18 protein-coding genes are annotated in these 20,544 nt (G+C 42.3%); 15 read left to right on the top strand and 3 right to left on the bottom strand.

The features are described 5' to 3' along the window. Positions 1-3 precede the first annotated feature (3 nt). Complete coding sequence (locus MZO40_RS10910; protein ID WP_228733498.1) at positions 4-2,133, bottom strand: BglG family transcription antiterminator; 2,130 nt, start codon at positions 2,131-2,133, stop codon at positions 4-6. Between the two features lie 106 nt (positions 2,134-2,239). Here MZO40_RS10910 and MZO40_RS10905 point away from each other — a divergent pair, with 106 nt between their 5' ends. From MZO40_RS10905 to yidA, 14 genes are all read left to right on the top strand, one after another. Next, entirely contained in the window at positions 2,240-2,698 is a 459-nt protein-coding gene (locus tag MZO40_RS10905) for a PTS sugar transporter subunit IIA (RefSeq protein ID WP_105961036.1), read from the top strand. A gap of 12 nt (positions 2,699-2,710) precedes the next feature. Beyond that, positions 2,711-3,007, top strand: coding sequence for a PTS sugar transporter subunit IIB (locus MZO40_RS10900; protein ID WP_065674916.1), 297 nt, complete (start codon positions 2,711-2,713; stop codon positions 3,005-3,007). Between the two features lie 22 nt (positions 3,008-3,029). Beyond that, entirely contained in the window at positions 3,030-4,400 is a 1,371-nt protein-coding gene (locus tag MZO40_RS10895) for a PTS ascorbate transporter subunit IIC (protein ID WP_050338169.1), read from the top strand. A 66-nt stretch (positions 4,401-4,466) separates the two neighbouring features. After that, positions 4,467-5,120, top strand: coding sequence for a fructose-6-phosphate aldolase (gene fsa / locus MZO40_RS10890; RefSeq protein WP_050338170.1), 654 nt, complete (start codon positions 4,467-4,469; stop codon positions 5,118-5,120). A gap of 29 nt (positions 5,121-5,149) precedes the next feature. Then, positions 5,150-7,144 (top strand): transketolase, encoded by a 1,995-nt coding sequence (gene tkt / locus MZO40_RS10885; protein ID WP_252133279.1) that lies wholly within the window; start codon positions 5,150-5,152, stop codon positions 7,142-7,144. A gap of 212 nt (positions 7,145-7,356) precedes the next feature. After that, positions 7,357-8,835, top strand: a complete 1,479-nt coding sequence (locus MZO40_RS10880) for a PRD domain-containing protein (RefSeq protein WP_252133278.1) — start codon at positions 7,357-7,359, stop codon at positions 8,833-8,835. Then, a complete protein-coding gene (locus tag MZO40_RS10875) occupies positions 8,832-9,263 on the top strand; it encodes a PTS sugar transporter subunit IIA (protein ID WP_105961033.1) in 432 nt (143 codons plus the stop codon). Before MZO40_RS10880 ends, MZO40_RS10875 begins: the two co-directional genes overlap by 4 nt. Before the next feature lie 14 nt (positions 9,264-9,277). Continuing rightward, positions 9,278-9,739 carry a PTS sugar transporter subunit IIA gene (locus MZO40_RS10870; RefSeq protein ID WP_105961032.1) on the top strand — a complete coding sequence of 154 codons (462 nt, stop codon included), beginning with the start codon at positions 9,278-9,280 and terminating at the stop codon, positions 9,737-9,739. 13 nt (positions 9,740-9,752) lie between these two features. Next, the gene (locus MZO40_RS10865; RefSeq protein WP_105919599.1) at positions 9,753-10,067 is read left to right on the top strand and encodes a PTS fructose transporter subunit IIB; all 315 of its coding nucleotides are present in this window, start codon (positions 9,753-9,755) and stop codon (positions 10,065-10,067) included. A 36-nt stretch (positions 10,068-10,103) separates the two neighbouring features. After that, positions 10,104-11,219: a PTS fructose transporter subunit IIC gene (locus MZO40_RS10860; RefSeq protein ID WP_371878180.1), complete on the top strand. Its 1,116-nt coding sequence runs from the start codon at positions 10,104-10,106 to the stop codon at positions 11,217-11,219. A 14-nt stretch (positions 11,220-11,233) separates the two neighbouring features. Then, positions 11,234-11,926: a D-allulose 6-phosphate 3-epimerase gene (alsE, locus tag MZO40_RS10855; protein WP_065674910.1), complete on the top strand. Its 693-nt coding sequence runs from the start codon at positions 11,234-11,236 to the stop codon at positions 11,924-11,926. A 13-nt stretch (positions 11,927-11,939) separates the two neighbouring features. Continuing rightward, positions 11,940-12,593, top strand: coding sequence for a fructose-6-phosphate aldolase (gene fsa / locus MZO40_RS10850; protein WP_105961030.1), 654 nt, complete (start codon positions 11,940-11,942; stop codon positions 12,591-12,593). 28 nt (positions 12,594-12,621) lie between these two features. Beyond that, entirely contained in the window at positions 12,622-14,619 is a 1,998-nt protein-coding gene (tkt, locus tag MZO40_RS10845) for a transketolase (protein WP_105961029.1), read from the top strand. A 70-nt stretch (positions 14,620-14,689) separates the two neighbouring features. Beyond that, positions 14,690-15,511 (top strand): sugar-phosphatase, encoded by an 822-nt coding sequence (gene yidA, locus MZO40_RS10840; protein WP_252133277.1) that lies wholly within the window; start codon positions 14,690-14,692, stop codon positions 15,509-15,511. A gap of 67 nt (positions 15,512-15,578) precedes the next feature. On the opposite strand, the gene MZO40_RS10835 is transcribed toward yidA, so the two are convergent. Beyond that, the gene (locus MZO40_RS10835) at positions 15,579-17,882 is read right to left on the bottom strand and encodes a glycoside hydrolase family 31 protein (protein ID WP_252133276.1); all 2,304 of its coding nucleotides are present in this window, start codon (positions 17,880-17,882) and stop codon (positions 15,579-15,581) included. Between the two features lie 29 nt (positions 17,883-17,911). Beyond that, positions 17,912-19,333 (bottom strand): SLC45 family MFS transporter, encoded by a 1,422-nt coding sequence (locus MZO40_RS10830; protein ID WP_050338174.1) that lies wholly within the window; start codon positions 19,331-19,333, stop codon positions 17,912-17,914. Between the two features lie 167 nt (positions 19,334-19,500). On the opposite strand from MZO40_RS10830, the gene MZO40_RS10825 reads away from it, so the two are divergent. Then, positions 19,501-20,484, top strand: a complete 984-nt coding sequence (locus MZO40_RS10825; RefSeq protein WP_105961025.1) for a LacI family DNA-binding transcriptional regulator — start codon at positions 19,501-19,503, stop codon at positions 20,482-20,484. Positions 20,485-20,544: the final 60 nt, after the last annotated feature.

Genomic DNA, 20,544 nt, shown 5'->3' with positions numbered 1-20,544 from the left:
TTTTTAGATGTTCTTATACAAGTATTTGAACAAGTCGTTTTTACTATTCAATTTATATAAATTAGTCAGCCAGTCCTTTTGCTGCAATTGTTTCATCAAATCGCTAATGAATGACAGATGTTTTTCGTAATCGATTGGTGCTAGTCCGATAATCAACCGGACCATTTTTTGATCATTAATAACGGGTAGCGGATGATCGAGTAAGAAGAAAGTTGCGCCCAGACTATTCACCCCATCTCTTGGGGCTGCGTGCGCTAGCATAACCCCAGATCCGATGACCATGTAAGGACCATTGGTTTCAGTCAAATTAATGATTTGGTCAACATAGTTTTTCTCAATACTATAATCTTCGAGTAGCGGTGATAATGAGGCTCGCACTGCCTGTTTCCAAGATTTTTGATGAGTTAGAAAACCGACGTGCTCCGATGGTAGCAGTTTAATCAGTTCTGATAGGTTCTCTTGGGAATTAGCTAACAACGGCTCTTGAGTTAACTGGTTGAGGTAATCATTTAGAGCTAGCTTAAGACCCATTGGATTACGGATCATGGCGTAGTTGCTAACAATATCTAACAGTGTATCTACATTGAAAATTTTTAGTGTGTCAGAGGTTGCCAACCCGGCTTTGATGATAGCGTTGTCGATGATCTTCCATTCCAGACTAGAAGGAAAGGCAGATACCGTGGTTATGGGAATATCACGACGAGCTTGCAGCTTTATCGTACTGATGACTAGTTGAACATTATCCAAGTCAGAATTCTCGTATTGAAGTACGTTCATCGGACTCGAAAAGTGAATACCACGATAGCGACTTTCTAATTGCTGGAGTAACAGGCGACTTGTACCAATACCACTAGAGCAAACAACAAGTACTTCATTTTGTGTTGAGGGACTTGTTTTTTGTTCTCGAATGGCCCCACCAAAATAAATCGCAATTAACGCAATCTCATCGTCGGAGAGTGGCTGATGGATATATTTTTCAAAAGGAACGACTACTTTACGAGTAATTTCGAAAGTATGGTGATAGTGCTGTTGAATATCTTTCAAATCAGGATATTCGAATGGCATATTGTAATGAGCACGATAATAGGTCGAGAGCAGGTGAACTGTTAAGCTATCACTAATAGATTTGATGGAAACATGTGCCCCAGAAAGATGATTGAAATTAGAAATCATTCGGACGGCAAAGGGTTTTAGTTTTTGAATTAACTCATCGTTCCAATTGACGTGTGAAAATTGACTCGAATTAATCAATTTGACCAGATAGTCTGCTTCACTACTATTGCTGATATGGAAATCATTTAAAAAGCTCTTAGCCCAAATATGATCCAAAGTCAGGTCCTTTGGTGCTACTGCTGAAGTCGTTAATTGGTTAGTCACATTTTGAATGTTATTTAAATACCAACGTAGAAATAGCTGGATCATTGTAGAGGCATCGTCGGTCAAATACTTTCCGGTAATCCGTTCGAAGAGCTTAATTTGTTTGCTAATGACGGTTGATTTAACAAAGGAATCGTCGATTCGACTGATAAGTGGTTTTAACTGATTAGCATGATCGTAGACCCATTTACGTATCGCTACTGGAGAGCCGGTAATGATTTTCCCGGATTCTGTATTAGCCACTTTTAACTGATAGGCAACTAGCTGGGTGCGCAGAAGCTTGGTGTCACGGATGATTGTATTTCGGGAAACGTTGAATTGACAGGTTAAATCGGCTAATGAGCGGCCATTGGAATTTAGAATACTGAAAGCCACGAGTAGTTGACGTTGTGTAGCCGTCGTCGTTGCAATCTGGTTTGACGCATCGGTTCGGGCCGTCTGTTGGAGAAATCTAACAGTATCCTTTGGAAGATAGTAGCCTAACTTTTTAACATTAGTTATCGGAAACTCTGAGTGTTGATCGAGTTCATCATTAACTTTGTTGATGAGATAAAACAGACTGCGACGCGAAATATGTAGATGTTGTTGTAAAAAATCAGCGGTAAGGTAGCCATTTGCTGTTAATAAGACAGCTAATAACTCGTTGCCGTGTTTTCGTTTACTAAAATTGAGAACCAATTGAGTCGCTCCCTCGAACTGAAATATTAAAACACTAAAATACCAAGACACTAAAGTACCAAGATACCAAAGTACCAAAGTTGCACTATTGCTAAAATCATTGTTGCACTTGTGGCGAATTTGTTCAAGTCTATACTGATCATTGTTAGATAGATATGAACCAAATAGAAGGGAGGACAAAACGATGCTTTTGGATTTATTGAATGTACAAACAGTCCAGGTCGTAGAAGGCACCGATATGGATTGGCAGCAAGCAATCAAATTAGCAGCAGAACCATTGCTTAGTAATAAAACAATTGAGAAAGAATACGTTAGCGAAATGCTGAACGTTGTGAAATCTGAGGGCCCCTACATTAACATTGGTCCCAAAATTGCACTAGCTCATTCCAGACCAGCTGGAAATGTGCACAAAATTGGCTTATCTATTTTGAAGACGAATCATAGCATTAATTTAGTTAACAACGATCACCCAGTCAATTTATGGTTTGTATTAGCGGCTGTCGACAATAACAGTCATTTAGCAGTTATTAAAGAACTAATGGAACTGCTGACAGACGAAACAGCAGTCGCTGATATGCTGAATGCAACTAACGAATCTGAAATTTTGAAGATTATTGCGCACGAACAGGAATTACAAAAATAGGAGGGTTCTATTATGAAATTTTTAGCCGTTTGTCAAAGTGGTCTGGGAAGTAGCTTTATGGTCCAAATGAACATTCAAAGTATTTTGAAAGATGAAAATGTTCAAGAAGATATTCAAGTAGATCATTCGGATGTGGGTAGTGTGGGCGCTGATTCTGCCGATTACTTCTTTGTGGAATCAACACTACAAAGTGCCTTGGGTAGTATCCCAGAAAACAAAGTGGTGTTACTGAAGAGTTTAATTGATAAACAAGAGGTTCGTGATCATGTCAATAAGATCTTGGATCAAGAAAACATTGCCCATGACTAGCGTTTGAAAGGAGGAGGACCACATGAAAACTGTACTGAACTTATTTGTTGGTATTGTGACGCAACCGTCCATTTTAGTAGCGCTCATTGCGATGTTAGGACTGCTGCTGCAAAAGAAGAAAAGTACTGAAGTCGTACAAGGGACAATTAAGACTTTTGCAGGATTTCTTGTTTTAACCGGTGGTGCAGGTATTCTTGAAAATGCATTGTCGCCATTTGCATCGATGTTTAAATTTGCGTTACATGTTCAAGGGGTTGTTCCAAGTAATGAGGCGGTGGTCGCCATTGCTTTAGTCAAATATGGGTCAACTACTGCACTCATCATGTTGGTTGGGATGATTGTCAATATTCTTTTAGCACGGTTTACTCGTTTTAAATACATTTTCTTGACGGGGCAAGCGATGCTATATGTTTCTTGTTTAACCGCTGTCGTTTTAGTAAGCGCTAACATTGGTACTGGGTGGCAAACAATCCTATTAGGTGGATTATTTGAAGGTACCTTGTTAACCGTTACGCCTGCATTAACGCAACCATTTATGCGGAAGATCACCGGTGGAGATGACGTTGCGATGGGGCATACCGGTAACATTGGGTACGCACTTTCTGGATTGATGGGCAAGTGGTTTGGAAATGCTAAGAAATCTACTGAAGATTTGGTTATTCCGAAGAGTTTAGGCTTTCTACGTGACTCGACAGTATCAATTACGATTCTGATGGGAATTGTCTATATCATTTTAGCAATTGTGACTGGACCTGCTTATATTGAAGCAAAGCTAAGTAATGGAACTAATTACATTGTCTATGCACTGGTTCAAGCCGGAACATTTGCTGCTGGGTTTGTTGTTGTACTGCAAGGTGTACGGATGATTTTAGCTGAAATTGTTCCTGCATTCCAGGGGATTGCAACTAAGTTAGTTCCTAATTCTAAGCCAGCACTGGATGTACCAATTATCTTTCCGTACGCGCCAAACGCCGTTCTATTAGGATTCTTTGTAAGCTTTATCGTTGGGACATTGAGTATGTTTGTCATGATTGCTATGGGGACAACAGTTATTATTCCAGGTGTAGTTGGCCATTTCTTCTGTGGTGCGGCTGCTGCAATTTATGGTAATTCTACTGGTGGACGACGTGGCGCGATTATTGGTGCAACGGTTAATAGCTTGTTGATCAGTTGGTTGCCATTATTCATTTTACCAGTACTCGGAAGCTTGAAGTTGGCTGCGTCAACATTTGCGGATACAGATTATCTTATTCCAGGGATCTTGCTTGGTAAGTTGGGAAGCTACGGCAGCGTCGCAGTTATTACTGGTATCATCTTATTCACTATTATCGTCATTCTATGCAGCATCTTCTTCACGCAACGTGCTAAGCGTACAAGTGATCAAACAAAGTAAACAGCAGTCAAAACGATTACCTTCAATAATTTATAAAAATTAATAATAAAGGGGATAGATTCAATTATGAAGTTTTTCTTGGACACTGCTAACACCGAAGATATTAAACGGTATGCAAAGTTAGGGCTTGTTGATGGTGTGACCACCAACCCAACACTCGTATCACGCGAAGGACGTGATTTTGAAACAGTCATTAAAGAAATTACGGGGATTGTTTCAGGACCCGTATCAGCTGAAGTCACGGCGACAAAGGCTGAAGAAATGATTGAACAAGCTCGTAATGAAGTCAAATGGGCATCCAACATTGTTGTTAAAATTCCGATGACGGAAGAAGGCCTCAAAGCCGTAAAAGTGCTAAGTGAGGAAGGTGTCAAAACCAATGTAACGTTGGTTTTCTCGGTATCACAAGGTTTATTAGCCGCTAAGGCCGGTGCAACTTACATTTCGCCATTCTTAGGCCGCTTGGATGATATCGGTGGTAGTGGGATCCAGTTAGTTAAGGACTTACGGCAAGTTTTAGATACGTACGGATTTAAAACTGAAATTATTGCAGCAAGCGTTCGGGGCCCACAACACGTTCAAGAAGCTGCGCTGGCTGGTGCTGATATTGCGACGATTCCAGCAGCCGTTTTCGGTAAGCTTTGGTCGCACCCATTAACGGATAAAGGCTTAGCAAGCTTTGCAGCTGATTGGTCAGCATTTCAAGCAGCACAAAAATAATTAACATATTGGCTTAGGAGGTAAGGGTAATGTTTGATAAAGTTGACGAATTGGGTGTCAATACCATTCGAACGTTAAGCATCGAAGCGATTCAAAAAGCAAATTCTGGGCACCCAGGATTACCGATGGGTGCGGCACCAATGGCGTATGTGTTATGGACAAAACATTTAAAAGTTAATCCGCAGACGCACATGGATTGGGTCAATCGTGATCGATTCATTCTTTCAGCAGGACATGGTTCTGCAATGCTATATAGCTTATTACATTTAGCGGGATATAATGTCTCAATTGATGATCTTAAGCATTTTCGGCAATGGGATAGTCGTACGCCGGGACATCCAGAATATGGACATACGGATGGCGTTGAGGTCACAACTGGCCCACTAGGACAAGGCTTCGGAATGGCTGTTGGAATGGCAATGGCAGAAGCGCACTTGGCTGCTCAGTATAATCGAGTGGATTTTCCAATTATGAATCACTATACCTATACCATTGTTGGTGATGGCGATTTAATGGAGGGGATTTCTCATGAAGCTGGTTCGTTAGCGGGTCATTTGAAATTAGGGAAGTTGATCGCGCTTTATGATTCAAATGGGATCTCCTTGGATGGTAAGACGTCTCAGGCCTTTACAGAAAACGTTGGTGATCGTTTTAAAGCTTATGGTTGGCAACATCTAGTTGTTGAAGATGGTAATGATCTTGATGCGATTAATGCCGCAATTGGGCTGGCTAAGAAGACAACTGATCGGCCTTCCTTGATTGAAGTAAAGACGGTGATTGGCTACGGTGCACCAAAGCAAGGTACTAACGCGGTGCACGGTAATCCGATTGGCGAGGATGGAATCAAAGCGGCTGAAAAAGTATATGGCTGGAATTACTCGGATTTTGAAGTGCCAGAAGCCGTTACAGATCGATTCAAAGCAACGATCCAGGAAAAGGGTGCCCATGCGGAACGGCAATGGCATCAACTATTCGAACGATATGAAGCAAAGTACCCGAAACAGGCGCAAGCTTTTAAGGCTGCCTTTAATGGACAGCTTCCTACTGACTTGAAGAATATTTTACCACATTATCTGGCTTCGGATGCACTTGCTAGCCGTGCCGCAAGTGCTAACGCTATTAATGCTATTGCTAACGCGGTACCGACGCTGTGGGGTGGTGCAGCTGATCTTTCAAGTTCGAATAAAACGATGATCTCAGACGCAAAGGACTTTCAGCTGGACTCTTATGATGGTCGTAATATCTGGTTCGGGGTCCGTGAGTTTGGAATGGCCGCAGCCATGAATGGGATCGTCCTTCATGGTGGGACGCGAGTCTTTGGTGGAACATTCTTTGTCTTTACTGACTACTTACGGGCAGCGGTACGGTTATCAGCGTTACAACACGCACCAGTCATCTATGTTCTGACACATGACTCAATTGCAGTTGGTGAAGACGGACCAACCCATGAACCGATTGAACAATTGGCTAGTTTACGGTGTATGCCTAATGTCCAGGTGATCCGACCAGCTGATGGCAACGAAACTTCAGCTGCCTGGGAACAGGCTTTGCGGACAACGGATAAACCGACTGTCTTAGTGCTAAGTCGGCAAGCTTTAAAGACATTACCAGTATCAGTTGATATAGCATTTGATGGTGTTGAAAAAGGAGGGTACGTGGTTAAAGCGGCCCAAAAATCTATACCAGATGGGTTATTAATTGCGACGGGTTCAGAAGTCAACTTAGCCTTAGATGCACAACAACAATTAGCTAAGCAGAATCATGATGTATCGGTGGTCTCAATTCCTAGCTTTGATCGGTTTGCGCAACAGTCACCAGAATATCGTGCTAGCGTACTTCCAAGTTCAGTGACTAAAAGGGTCACGATTGAGGCTGGTTCGACATTTGGCTGGGATCAATTTGCAGGTGATCGTGGTGTCAAAATTGGTGTCGATCGTTTTGGCGCATCTGCACCAGGCGACTTGGTACTGGATAAGTATGGCTTCAATGTGGACAACGTTGTAAAGGCTTATTTAAAGCAATAATTGGTTAAGCAGAAACGAGACAATTTGTCTGGTTTCTGTTTTGCGTTAACCAGTTGAAGCAATTATGGGATTGGAATCTGAAGCGTCACACATTTGGAAAGTTTAGTGTCCATAGGGTGACATAAAATATTGTCTGTTGTAACGGACGGAGATAGAAATTCACAAGTATGTAAGCGCTGTATTATTAAGATGTCGAAAGGGGAAGCTGATCAATGAGTAAAGAAAGAGAGCACAAATTAATTTATCTATTGGTTAACAAAAGGGATTTTGTCACAGCTAAGCAATTGGCAGATGAAATTCATTCTTCCGACAAGACGATTTATCGAATTGTTTCAAAAATTAATAGTCGCTATGGCGAGCAACCATTGATTATTTCAGAAAGAGGACGGGGCTATAAGTTAGATTATCAGCGGTATCTGGATAGTGATCAGCCAGGTGCTGATATGGAAAGTTTATCCATTGTTTCTCCTGTTGAGAGACGAAATAAAATAATGAAGCGCCTGTTACTGGTAGCACCAAGACGTGTTCGAACGAATGAATTGTTTGAAGAATATTTTCTGAGTGCTTCGTCGCAGATAGCCGATGAAAAAATAATTGCAGAAATACTTCAACGATACAATCTAACATTGGTGAAGAAAAATGGCTATCTAAATATTGTCGGTTCGGAGTTGAATATTCGCGATGCAATTCAAGGCTTGATCAATGATACAGGTATCGTAGATTTGAACCAGATTTTAAATGATGATAATTTTCCTCGTAAATATGATGTGCGATTTGTATTCGAGCAGATTAGATATATTGAAACACATATTGAAAGCCATATCCCTTATCCATATAATCTAAACCTATTTTCACATATGTATATCCTGCTTGATCGTGCTCGAAATACCAAAATGCCAGTCAGCAAGGTCAATGATGATGTGTTAGACAAGTATTTAAAGGATTCATCGGTAGATAGTCGACTCCTAGAAGTCAGTCAGCAGGTGATTAAAAATACTGAGGCGTATATCAGTGCCAAACTGCCAAAAATTGAAGGCTACTACCTATATCAATATTTAGTCTCTTCACGGATAGTTGGGTTTGTTCCAAATACAGTTGGTGATCATAGCAAGGTTCAACTCGTGACTGACGACCTGATTGCAACTGTTGAGTCATTAACCGATAAGAATTTTCATAATTCTGATTTGGTCAGCCGCTTGAGTGAGCATATTCGACCAATGCTTAACCGGTTGGATAACCATATTAATATAAATAATAATTTGCTGGACCAAATTAAGATTGAATATCACGCAGTATTTGAGGCTGTTAAGACTGCCATTAATCAGCTAGCTGATAAATACAATTTAGCACAAATTAATGACAATGAAGTTGGATTCTTAACGTTATATTTTGCGAGCGAGCTCGAAAAACATAAGAAACACATTGAGACCTTAATTATGTGCACGACTGGGATTGGAACATCGGAATTATTGAAGTCAAAGATCATTGCGAACTTTTCAACGCTTGATATTGTGGATGTGATTGCAACGGCCTCGTTAGATGATGCATTGCGTAAATATCCACAAATCAAGTTGGTTATTTCAACTGTTCGACCACTACATGCAGTGGCAGTTCCAGTAGTTATTGTCAGTGCGATGTTCAATATGGAAGACCGGAAGAAGCTTAATGAGGAGGTCAAGAATCTACAATGAAATCCGAAATTCGAAAGCTTGTTCTTTGGGACTTATACGCAACGACAAAGCCTAGTTTGTTTGATCAAGTCGCAGCCTTATTATCGGAACAACAGATTGTTCGATCGCCAAAACAAGTTATTGACTTGTGGGAACGGCGAGAGCAAATGGGGAGTACGATGATCGATCACTTATTGGCGGCACCGCATGCACAGGCTGATTTAATCAAGCAAAATACCATGGTCTTAGTGCACACACGCGATCCAATTTCATATTGGGATGGAGATGAGACTGCGCAGAACTTTATCTTCTGCTGTGTTCGACAAGATATTTCTAAGGTAGCGGCGGATAGCGTTACTGCCACACTTAGGTTAGCAATATCTGAGAAAGCACAAGATGCGTTTCAACACGACGCTAAGTCTCAAATTATAACGGCATTGAACTTTTAAAGGAGGAGAAGTCTATGGCTGAAACAACCGTTACTTCGGTGATTGATAGCAAAACTGTATTAACACATATGAATGCAACTAATAAGGATGAAGCATTGCAAGAATTAGCAACTGCACTAAGTAATGCGGGTTATTTAAGTGATACTGAAAGTTATATTCACGATGTGTATCAACGTGAAGCAGAAGGATCTACGGGAATTGGTAATTATATTGCAATCCCACATGGTAAAAGTGATGGAGTTTCTAGAATCGGCGTTGCAATCGGAATACTGGATCATGAAATTGATTGGGAAACAATTGATGATCATGGTGTGAAGGTAATTATCTTGTTTGCAGTGGGTAGCGATACTGAAGGTGCTAAGGAACATTTAAAACTGTTATCACTCTTTGCGCGCAAACTTGGTCGTGACTCAGTAATAGAGGCCTTATTAAAGGCTGACGATGCTGAGGATGTTAAAGCGGCATTTAACAATTAGGAGGAAATTTAAAATGAAAATTGTAGGTGTTAGTGCTTGTACCGTGGGGATTGCCCATACTTATATCGCACAAGAAAAAATTGAAAACGCCGCCAAAAAGCTCGGCGATGAAGTCAAGATTGAAACTCAAGGGACGATTGGTGTCGAAAATGAATTAACCGATGAAGAAGTTAAAAATGCTGATATCGTCCTATTGGCGGTCGATGTCAAAATATCTGGCGAAGAGCGATTTGCAGGCAAGCGAATTGTCAAAGTACCAACTGAAGTTGCCATCAAGTCACCAAATAAACTCGTTGCAAAATTACACGAAGTTGTCGCTGCCAAATAGGAATATGCGCTTAGTCTTGATGTGAATGTTGGGGAGATGAAAATGATGAAAGAATTAATTGGTAAAGCAAGATTTAAGGAACATTTGTTAACCGCGATTTCTTATATGATTCCAATTGTTTGTGGTGCGGGATTTATCATTGCCATTGGGATGGCATTTGGTGGTAAATCACAAGACGCATTAGTCATCGGAAAGTTTAACTTTTTCCAAGCGATGGCAACTATCGGTGGTAAAGGGCTTGCAATGTTACCGATGATTATTTCGACAGGAATTGCATTTTCAATTGCCGGTAAGCCAGGGATTGCGCCAGGTTTGGTGACCGGATTGGCAGCAATTGCAATTAGTGCTGGTTTTATTGGCGGTATTATTGGTGGCTACGTTGCGGGTTACTTTGCATGGTTAGTGTTGACATATGTCAAAGTGCCAAATTGGGCGAAGGGCCTTATGCCAACGCTGATCGTCCCGTTCCTCGCTTCAATAGCTAGTGCGTTGTTAATGGTTTACGTATTTGGTACCCCAGTTGCTTGGTTTACCGGATGGCTAACCAGTTTCTTAAAGGGTATGGGATCCGCCTCGAATCTTATTTTAGGTGCTGTTATCGGTATCCTAAGCATTGTTGACTTCGGTGGTCCAATCAATAAGACTGTTTTCGCATTTGTTTTAACTTTACAGGCACAAGGTATTAATGGACCAGTAACGGCATTACAACTGGTGAATACAGCGACACCTATCGGATTTGGACTAGCGTTCTTTATCGCTAAGTTGTTGCGGAAAAACATCTATACAAAGCCTGAGATTGAGACTTTAAAGTCAGCGGTACCAATGGGTGTTGTAAACATTGTTGAAGGCTCAATTCCGATCGTTATGAATGATATTTTCCGTGGGATTATCGCAGCTGCACTTGGTGGTATGTGTGGTGGTGCGACAACTATGGTACTTGGAGCGGATGCAACGGTTCCTTTTGGTGGCTTTTTAATGTTACCGACAATGTCCAAACCGTTGGCTGGTTTAGCTGCAATTGCAATTAATGTCGTTGTTACTGGTGTTGTTTATGCCTTTATTAAAAAGGATGTTCCAATTGAAGACGAAGTTCAAGAAGATAGCATCGATGACGAAAAAGATATTGATTTAGACGATATTCAGATTTCGTAGGAGGAATTTAACTAATGTCAAATGTACAGATTTCACCGTCATTAATGACGATGGATTTAGATAAATTTAAAACGCAATTGGAATTTTTAGACCAGCATGTAGATTCATACCATATTGATATTATGGACGGACACTTTGTCCCTAACATTACACTTTCACCATGGTTTATCCAAGAGGTAAGAAAAATCAGTAAGCGACCAATGTCAGCACATTTAATGGTGACGGATGCGCCATTCTGGGTCCAACAACTGATTGATATTAAATGCGAATGTATCTGTATGCCTGCTGAGGTAATCAATGGACTAGCATTTCGATTGATTGATCAGATTCATGATGCCGGTTTGAAGGCCGGAGTTGTACTAAACCCTGAAACGCCAATTTCAGTCGTTGAACCATATATTGAATTGTTGGATAAAATCACGATTATGACGGTTGATCCTGGATTTGCTGGACAGCGATTCTTAGCGTCTGCACTACAAAAAATCGTCGCATTGAGAGCGTTACGTGACCAGAACGGATATAAGTATTTGATTGAAATGGATGGTTCATCAAATCGTGCTCATTTTAAGATGATTGATGAAGCAGATCCAGACATTTATATCGTTGGACGAAGTGGTCTGTTTGGACTAAATGATCATATTGACACTGCTTGGTCACAAATGGTTAAGGATTACGAAGAAACTACTGGTAAAAAACTCAATAAATAGGAGAACACAATCAATGAAATTTTTCTTAGACACCGCCAACACCGAAGACATCAAACATTTTGCAGCGTTAGGGTTAGTAGATGGCGTGACAACCAATCCGACGTTAGTTTCTCGTGAAGGTCGCGATTTTGAAACCGTTATCAAGGAGATCGCGCAAATCGTGTCAGGTCCAGTTTCAGCTGAAGTAACGGCAACCAAGGCTGAAGAAATGATTGAACAAGCCCGCAATGAAGTTAAATGGGCATCCAATATTGTGGTTAAAATTCCGATGACGGAAGAAGGGCTTAAGGCGGTAAAAGTCTTAAGTGATGAAGGAATTAAGACTAATGTAACGCTGGTATTTTCCGTGTCACAAGGCCTGCTTGCGGCCAAAGCAGGGGCAACCTATATCTCGCCATTCTTAGGCCGCTTGGACGACATCGGTGGTAATGGGATTCAACTAGTTAAGGATTTACGGCAAGTCCTGGATACTTATGGATTTAAGACTGAAATCATTGCGGCTAGCGTTCGGGGGCCACAGCACGTTCAAGAAGCCGCGTTGGCTGGTGCTGACATTGCCACGATTCCAGCAGCTGTCTTCGGCAAGCTGTGGTCACATCCATTAACGGATAAAGGCTTGGCAAGTTTTGCTGCTGACTGGAAGAAGTTTCAAGAAACACAAAAGTAATTGTTGTGACGGCTTAGGAGGTAAGGTAATGTTTGATAAAGTTGATGAACTGGGCGTGAATACGATTCGGACGCTAAGCATTGAAGCAATTCAGAAGGCTAATTCGGGGCACCCGGGTCTGCCGATGGGGGCGGCACCAATGGCATACGTCCTATGGACAATGCATTTGAATGTTAACCCGCAGACCCATATGGACTGGATTAACCGCGATCGGTTTATTCTTTCAGCCGGCCATGGTTCAGCGATGCTTTACAGTTTATTGCACTTAGCCGGATATGATGTCTCAATTGATGACCTGAAACACTTTCGGCAATGGAATAGTCGAACCCCGGGACATCCGGAATACGGACATACCGATGGCGTTGAGGTGACGACCGGACCATTAGGACAAGGTTTTGGTATGGCAGTGGGGATGGCGATGGCAGAAGCGCACTTGGCTGCTCAGTACAATCAACCTAATTTTCCAATCATCGATCATTATACTTACACTATTGTTGGCGATGGTGACTTGATGGAAGGTATTTCCCATGAAGCTGGTTCATTGGCAGGTCACCTTAAATTAGGAAAATTAATTGCCTTATATGATTCAAATGGAATTTCCTTAGACGGCAAGACGTCACAGGCTTTTACTGAGAACGTTGGGGACCGGTTTGAAGCTTATGGCTGGCAACATTTAGTTGTTGAAGATGGCAATGATCTTGATGCGATCAATGCCGCTATTGAGTTAGCTAAGAAGACCGCTGATCGGCCTTCCTTGATTGAAGTGAAGACGGTGATCGGATATGGTGCACCAAAGCAGGGTACTAATGCGGTGCATGGTAATCCGATTGGTAAGGACGGAATTAAAGCGGCTGAAAAAGTATATTGCTGGAATTACTCGGATTTTGAAGTGCCGGAAGCCGTTACGGATCGGTTTGAAGCAACCATTCAGGATAATGGCACTCATGCGGAACAGCAATGGCACCAACTATTCGAACAATATGAAGCTAAGTACCCAGAACAAGCACAAGCGCTAAAAGTGGCATTCAAGAATGAAATGCCGGCTAATCTAAAAGAGATTTTACCGCACTACCAAGCAGGCGATGCTTTGGCGAGTCGTGCAGCAAGTGCTAAGGCTATTAACGAAGTCGCAAAGTCAATTCCGTTTCTCTGGGGTGGTGCGGCTGACTTATCCAGTTCAAATAAAACGATGATCTCAGAAGATAAAGATTTTCAGCCAGATTCTTATGATGGTCGTAATATCTGGTTTGGAGTCCGTGAGTTTGGAATGGCCGCAGCCATGAATGGAATTGTCCTTCATGGTGGGACACGAGTCTTTGGTGGCACCTTCTTTGTCTTCACTGATTACCTACGAGCGGCGGTGCGGCTATCAGCGTTACAACATGCACCGGTCATCTACGTCTTAACACATGACTCGATTGCGGTTGGTGAAGATGGGCCAACGCATGAGCCAATTGAACAACTAGCTAGTTTACGTTGCATGCCTAACGTCCAGGTGATCCGACCAGCCGATGGTAATGAGACCTCGGCTGCTTGGGAACAGGCGTTGCGGACAACGGATAAGCCAACTGTCTTGGTATTGAGTCGGCAGGCTCTAAAAACATTGCCAGTATCAGCGGACACTGCTTTTGCAGGTGTTGAAAAGGGTGGCTATGTCGTCAGTGGATCGCAAAAGCCGACACCAGATGGTCTTTTGATTGCGACGGGCTCAGAAGTCAACTTGGCCTTAGATGCACAACAACAGTTAATCAATCAGAATCAGGACGTTGCAGTCGTCTCGATCCCTAGCTTTGATCGGTTCGCACAACAATCACCAGAATACCGTGCTAGCGTACTTCCAAGTTCCGTTACGAGAAGAGTAACAATTGAAGCTGGCTCAACGTTTGGTTGGGATCAATTTGCAGGTGATCGTGGTGTCAAAATCGGTGTCGATCGTTTTGGGGCATCTGCACCAGGTGACTTGGTACTGGACAAGTATGGCTTCAATACTGATAACATTGTAAAAGCTTATTTGAGCTTGAAATAATAGTAACGAAATAGAAACGAGGCACTGTCTGGTTTCTATTTTGCGTTACTTAGAGATAAGGGTGAATGAAATGAAAGCAATAAAAATAATTGCTATTGATATCGACGGGACTTTAGTTAATTCAGACAAGCAGGTGACGTCACGAGTCAAGCAAGCGATTAAAGCTGCTAAAGCACAGCAAATCAAAGTGGTTATTTGCACTGGTCGGCCGTTGACGGGAGTTAAAGCATTACTTCAGGAATTAGAGTTGGATGCGCAGGATGATCAATATGTGATTTGTTTCGGCGGTGCGGCAACTTATTCAACTAGTGGTGAGCTAATTGATGAGCGCCCGATTAGTTACGATGATTATATCGATTTGGAAGCCCTAGCTCGCAAATTGCGGGTGCACTTCCATGCGGTTTCTGAGAACCGACTCTACACGGCAGATCGAGATATTGGCGATTATACGCGCTATGAAGCTGATCTCGTATCGATGGGCATATCTTATCGAACCCCTGAGGAGATGCGCGACATTAAGTTGATTAAATCTATGTATGTTGATGATCCTAAGGCTCTGGATGCTGCCATTGCACGTCAGGACCTATTCGAACCGTTGAAGCAGCGAATGACTTTGACTAAGAGTGCGCCGTTTTATTATGAGGCAAATGCCAAGGGTGTTAGTAAGAGTCATGCGCTACAAGTGCTATGTGAAAAGCTGGGACTGACTGCTGACAATGTGATGGCAATTGGTGACGAAGCGAATGATTTAAGCATGATTGAATTTGCAGGATGTGGCGTTGCGATGGATAACGCAATTCCGGCAATAAAAGCAGCCGCTGACGAGGTGACCACTGATAATGATCACGATGGTGTAGCTGTGACGATTGAAAAGTTATTGGCGCAAAGCTAGTCAGTTGTTTTACAGTATAAAAAGGCAGACACAATTTTGTGTCTGCCTTTCATATTGCCATAGTGAGTTACTTTTCGACATAACTTTCGTGATCAGCGTCGTAGTTAAATGTAACGGCGTGGTCAGCTAATTCAACTGTAACTTGTTGATAGACTGGTTGATAGCCATGATGAGTTAACTTGACGCTAGCTTTCCCATGTTCCACGCTAATCGTGTAATTGTTCCACTCACCGTCTTGATACTTAAAGTCTCGACCATTATCTTGATAGTGTTGGTACGTACCTTGATTGCCGTATACTCTGAACGTCATCGCGTGTAAAGCGGCATCGCTAATGTGGCTAACGGCGGGGCCCCATGGCAAAGTGGTGTTCTGTCTAATGAATAGTGGTAGCTTATCGATTGGAGCATCCACAACAATATCTTGTTTACCAGCATATTCAGCACCATTCCAGAAATCAACCCAATTTCCAGCTGGTAAGTAGACTAGGCGCTTAATCTGTGACTTTTGGACTACGGGTGCGACCAAGATATTGTCACCAACCATATACTCGTCATTTAGATCACGAACACGCGGATCTTGGTCATCGTTTAAGACAACTGGCCGCATGATCGGCAGACCACTTTGGGATTCCTTAGCAAACAAGTCGTACAGATAAGGAATGAAGCGATAACGGAGTTTCAAGTATTTACGATAGATACTCAAAGTTGGTTCGCCGAATGCCCACGGTTCTTGTTGACGCGTACCAAGGGCAGCATGGTTCCGTAATAGTGGACTGAAAATCGCAGCTTCAATCCAACGTGTGAGCAATTCTGGGGTGGTATCTGAAGCAAAGCCGCCAATGTCTGTTCCTGTGAAGCTAAAGCCACTCAGGCCTAAGTTACATAATTGAGGGATCATCATTTGAATGTGTGGCCACATGCTCCGATTATCGCCCGTCCATACAGTTGAGTACTTCTGTGTGCCCGCGTAGGCAGCCCGTGTAATGACAAATGGTCGATTGCCGGTTTGTTCCTTGAGTCCAGTATAAGTGGCTTTTGCCATGTTGTGCCCATAAACGTTATGCATTTTTTTATGAGTTGAAGGCGTATTTTGATCGCTAAAGACAGTGTCATCTGGAATTGGCCCCTCAAAGGTAGCAGGTTCATTCATATCAATCCAAATACCTGCAACTCCCAAGTCTGTCAAGAATTTACCGTTATTAGCCCACCATTTGCGAACTTCTGGACGACCGAAGTCTGGAAATGCTGATTTACCAGGCCAAACCTTATTGATGTAAACATCGCCGTTAGCAGCCTTAACAAAGTAGCCTTTCTTAAGCCCTTCAGCATAAATATGATAATCAGGGTCCTGCTTAACTCCGGGATCAATGATTGGGATCACCTTCAGGCCCCGTTTTTGCAATTTAGTGATGAATTTCTTAGGATTGCCGTTATATTTGTCTTTGTCCCAAGTGAAGACGCGGTACCCATTCATGTAATCAACGTCGAAGTGGATTGCGTCACAGGGTAGGTCATATTTTTCAAGATTGTCGGCGATCGCTTTTACTTCTTCTTCACTAGCACTGTAGCTCCAACGGGATTGCTGATAGCCCAGTGTCCATTTTTGTGGTAATGGTGTGCGGCCTGTAAGATAAGTATAGTTGGTCACAACGTCCTTTAAAGTCGTACCACCAATGATGTAGTAATCAAGATTTCCTTGAACGGCTGAATAAAAGTAGTAATGATCGCTTTCCTTTCCCATATCTAAGTGGCTTTGGTAAGTGTTATCAAAGAAAATACCGTATGGGTGGCCATTCTTTAGCCCGAGCATGACTGGGATAGATTTATAAATATTTGGCAGAATTTCCAACTGAGGTGCAGGATTGTCAACGTTCCAGTTGTCGTAGGCGAAACCACGCTTGTTAAGATAGCCGGTCTTGTCACCTAATCCATAAATATATTCATCAGGGGACAATGATTTAATAATTTCATAGTAACCCTTATCGGACTTGGTAGGTGCTTGGGTCACTGAATGGCCTTCTGCTTCAACTAGACGTTTGTGTACTTTATCCACGCCTTTGAGATGTTCACGGGGCCCACGATAATCAGTGATTAAAGCGTTGCCATTTTTGTCGAAAACGTCAATGTGCTGATCTGCATCTAAGTTGACGCTTAGTGCAGCAGTTTGAATCGTGTAATGATCGCCAGCGTCTTTAACTTGGAAATCAGTTGTGACAGTCTTATCGCCTTCAATTGCGTAGGATTGACCTGATTCGCCACGGTCAATGAAGACCCGAATGATTGCTGGTGAGATTACAGTGAGTTGTATTGGTGTGGGAAAGGCAAATGTAATTGTCTGTTTGTTTTGCTGATAACTTGGTAAAACACTCATAATTTCGAGATACTCCTTTTTAAATTAACTTATTTTGTTGCTTTTTCAGATAAATCTTCTTGTGGTTTGTCCTGTTTAATAATGCTAATCGCTAATACGGCAATAAACATGGCGATTCCGGCAATTAGCATCATGCCAGGCATCGAATTACCAACTAGTTTGAATACGAGGAAACTGGCAACTGAGGCTAAGATTTGTGGTAGACAAATGGTGCCGTTAAAAATACCGATATATGAACCTTCATTAGCACCGTCTAGTGATGAGGTGAAGATATTGAATGGTTCAACGTGTACGGTGAAGAAGCCAATCCCAATCAAGCAAAATGGCACGATTAATAGGTACTGATTGTGAATAAAGGATACCCAGATTAATCCAACGGCAAAGCTGGCTAAACCAAAGCGATACCAGAATTTCCGCTTATAAGGATTAGTACGTGATAGAACTAAGAAGCCATACAGAACAGCAGCCATTGATTGGATGAAAGTCAAAATGCCATACCAGTTACCAGCAGCCTGGTAACCAGCTGAGGCAGCGTTGGTCGTATGCCAAACATTTTCGGCGATGGCACCAGTCGTGTAAGTCCACATGTACTGAATCCCGATCCAAGCAAAGAGTTGAACGAGTGCAACTTCCCAAAAGGCTTTGGGCGCATCTTTAATTAGTTGCCAAATTGGCTTAGCGTGTTTGTGTTGTTCTGGGTCGATATGGTGATAAAGCGCGTATGTGTCGGGATCGTATTCTTTGACTGTATGAATTGTATAGGCTGAAATCCCCAGCAAGATGATAGCGCCAATATAGAATGCTAATCTTACAGAGAGCGGTACGACACCTTTTTGAGCCGTATTAGCGACGCCAAAGTAAGTTAAGACAAATGGCAGAATTGTGGCGAGGACACCGCCCAAGTTGCTAAAGGCTTGTTGCCAAGACCAAGCTTTGTCTTTTTGATTCTCGTTGACCATATCGCCAATGATCATTCTAAATGGTTGCATACAAACGTTACTTGATAGATCCATGAAAAGAATGGCAATTGCCCCAAAGAGTAACGCAGCGGTAGAAGCATAACCAAAGCCGAAGGAGCCGGCGTTGGGCAATAGCACCATGACAAGTGCTGCTAATGGCGCGCTAAATAATAGGTAAGGCATTCGACGACCAAAGCGCGTCCAGGTACGATCCGAGTATTTACCAACTAAGGGCTGTACGAAGAGTCCTGCTAATGGTGGTAGGATAAAATACAATCCTAATTTAGTTGGATCGGCACCAATGGTTTGGAAAATCCGACTCATTTGTGATGATTGCAATGAGAAAGCCATGTTAACGCCACAGAAGCCAAAAGTAATAGCAAAGATTGTCTTTAACGGTAAATTGGGTAGCGAATTAGTAATGCTAGAAGTCCGATGCTTGTGCGTTGCATTAACAACTGGCTTATTCGTATGTACTGCAGGTTGGTTCATAGACGCCATCTCCTAAAATATTAGTATCATTCAACACGGATATACTAGCACTTAACGTAAACGTTTACAATGCCTTTATAAAAGAAAAGTAAACGTTTACGTCTTTAGCAATGATTTTATGGATTGTTAGCGCTATAATTGACTTACATTAGAAGGGGGCTGGAGTGATGAAGCCGACAATTAAAGATATTGCAGCTGAAACCGGCTTTTCGATTGCGACAGTATCGCGCGTATTGGCAGAAAAGCGGGGCTCATATAGCGATAAGACTCGTGATCGTGTGTTAAAGGTAGCCAAGGAGCTTGGTTATCGTAAAAACACTTTGGCCATGGAACTTGTTAAGAAAAAGACGGATGTGATTGCTGTCATTGTTAATGTGACACCCACTAATTTTTCAAATGGTATTATTGATGGGATCCAGGAGCGTGCCACTGCTTTAGGACAGCAGGTCATTATTCTGTATGCTGGTAATCGTAATCATGCGCTTCAACATCAAGCTATTATTACAGCTCTAGAGCGGTCAGTATCAGGAATTTTATTGATGGCCATTGAGCCTGACAAAGACGATTTACGTTTGCTAACTGAAGCCAGGACGCCATTTTGTTTTGTCTCAGTTAACTTAGCGGATGAACGGATTAAGTCTGTCAGTTCTGATAACTATCAAGCTGCTTATCAGGCGACGGAATATTTAATCGCACATGGGCACCGCCGGATTGGATTGGTCGGAATTGATCAATACCATACGGGAAGTCAACGCCGTAGCGGCTATCAGGCCGCTTTGAAGGATAATCATATTCAGGGTAAAGCATCCTGGATTCAGATGGGCGATTACAGCTATCAAGCTGGCCAAGCTGCTTTTAAACCCTATCAACAGATGGCAGTGACCGGTGTGGTTGCAGCAAGTGATATGACGGCTGCAGGATTACAAAAGGCCGCGCAAATTAATGGCTTAGAACTACCAATGGCGCTTTCAGTAGTAAGTATTGACGGAACGTTGATTTGTGATATTGCAACGCCTGCTTTAACCAGTATCACTCAGGACTTTACTCGTATTGGTATTGAAAGCGTTAATTGTTTGGTAGGCGAGAATGCCACGCAATTAGTACCAGTGACTTTGACTGAGCGTGATAGCGTGATGAAATATGTGGAATGAAGGATTAGACAACGGAATCCTTTAACTTGGATGATTCACAGAATTTATTTCAAGCTCCAG

The organism is Lactiplantibacillus sp. B652 (assembly GCF_023806745.1).
GTDB lineage: Bacteria > Bacillota > Bacilli > Lactobacillales > Lactobacillaceae > Lactiplantibacillus > Lactiplantibacillus pentosus.
This window is presented reverse-complemented; position numbering and strand designations above follow the sequence as displayed.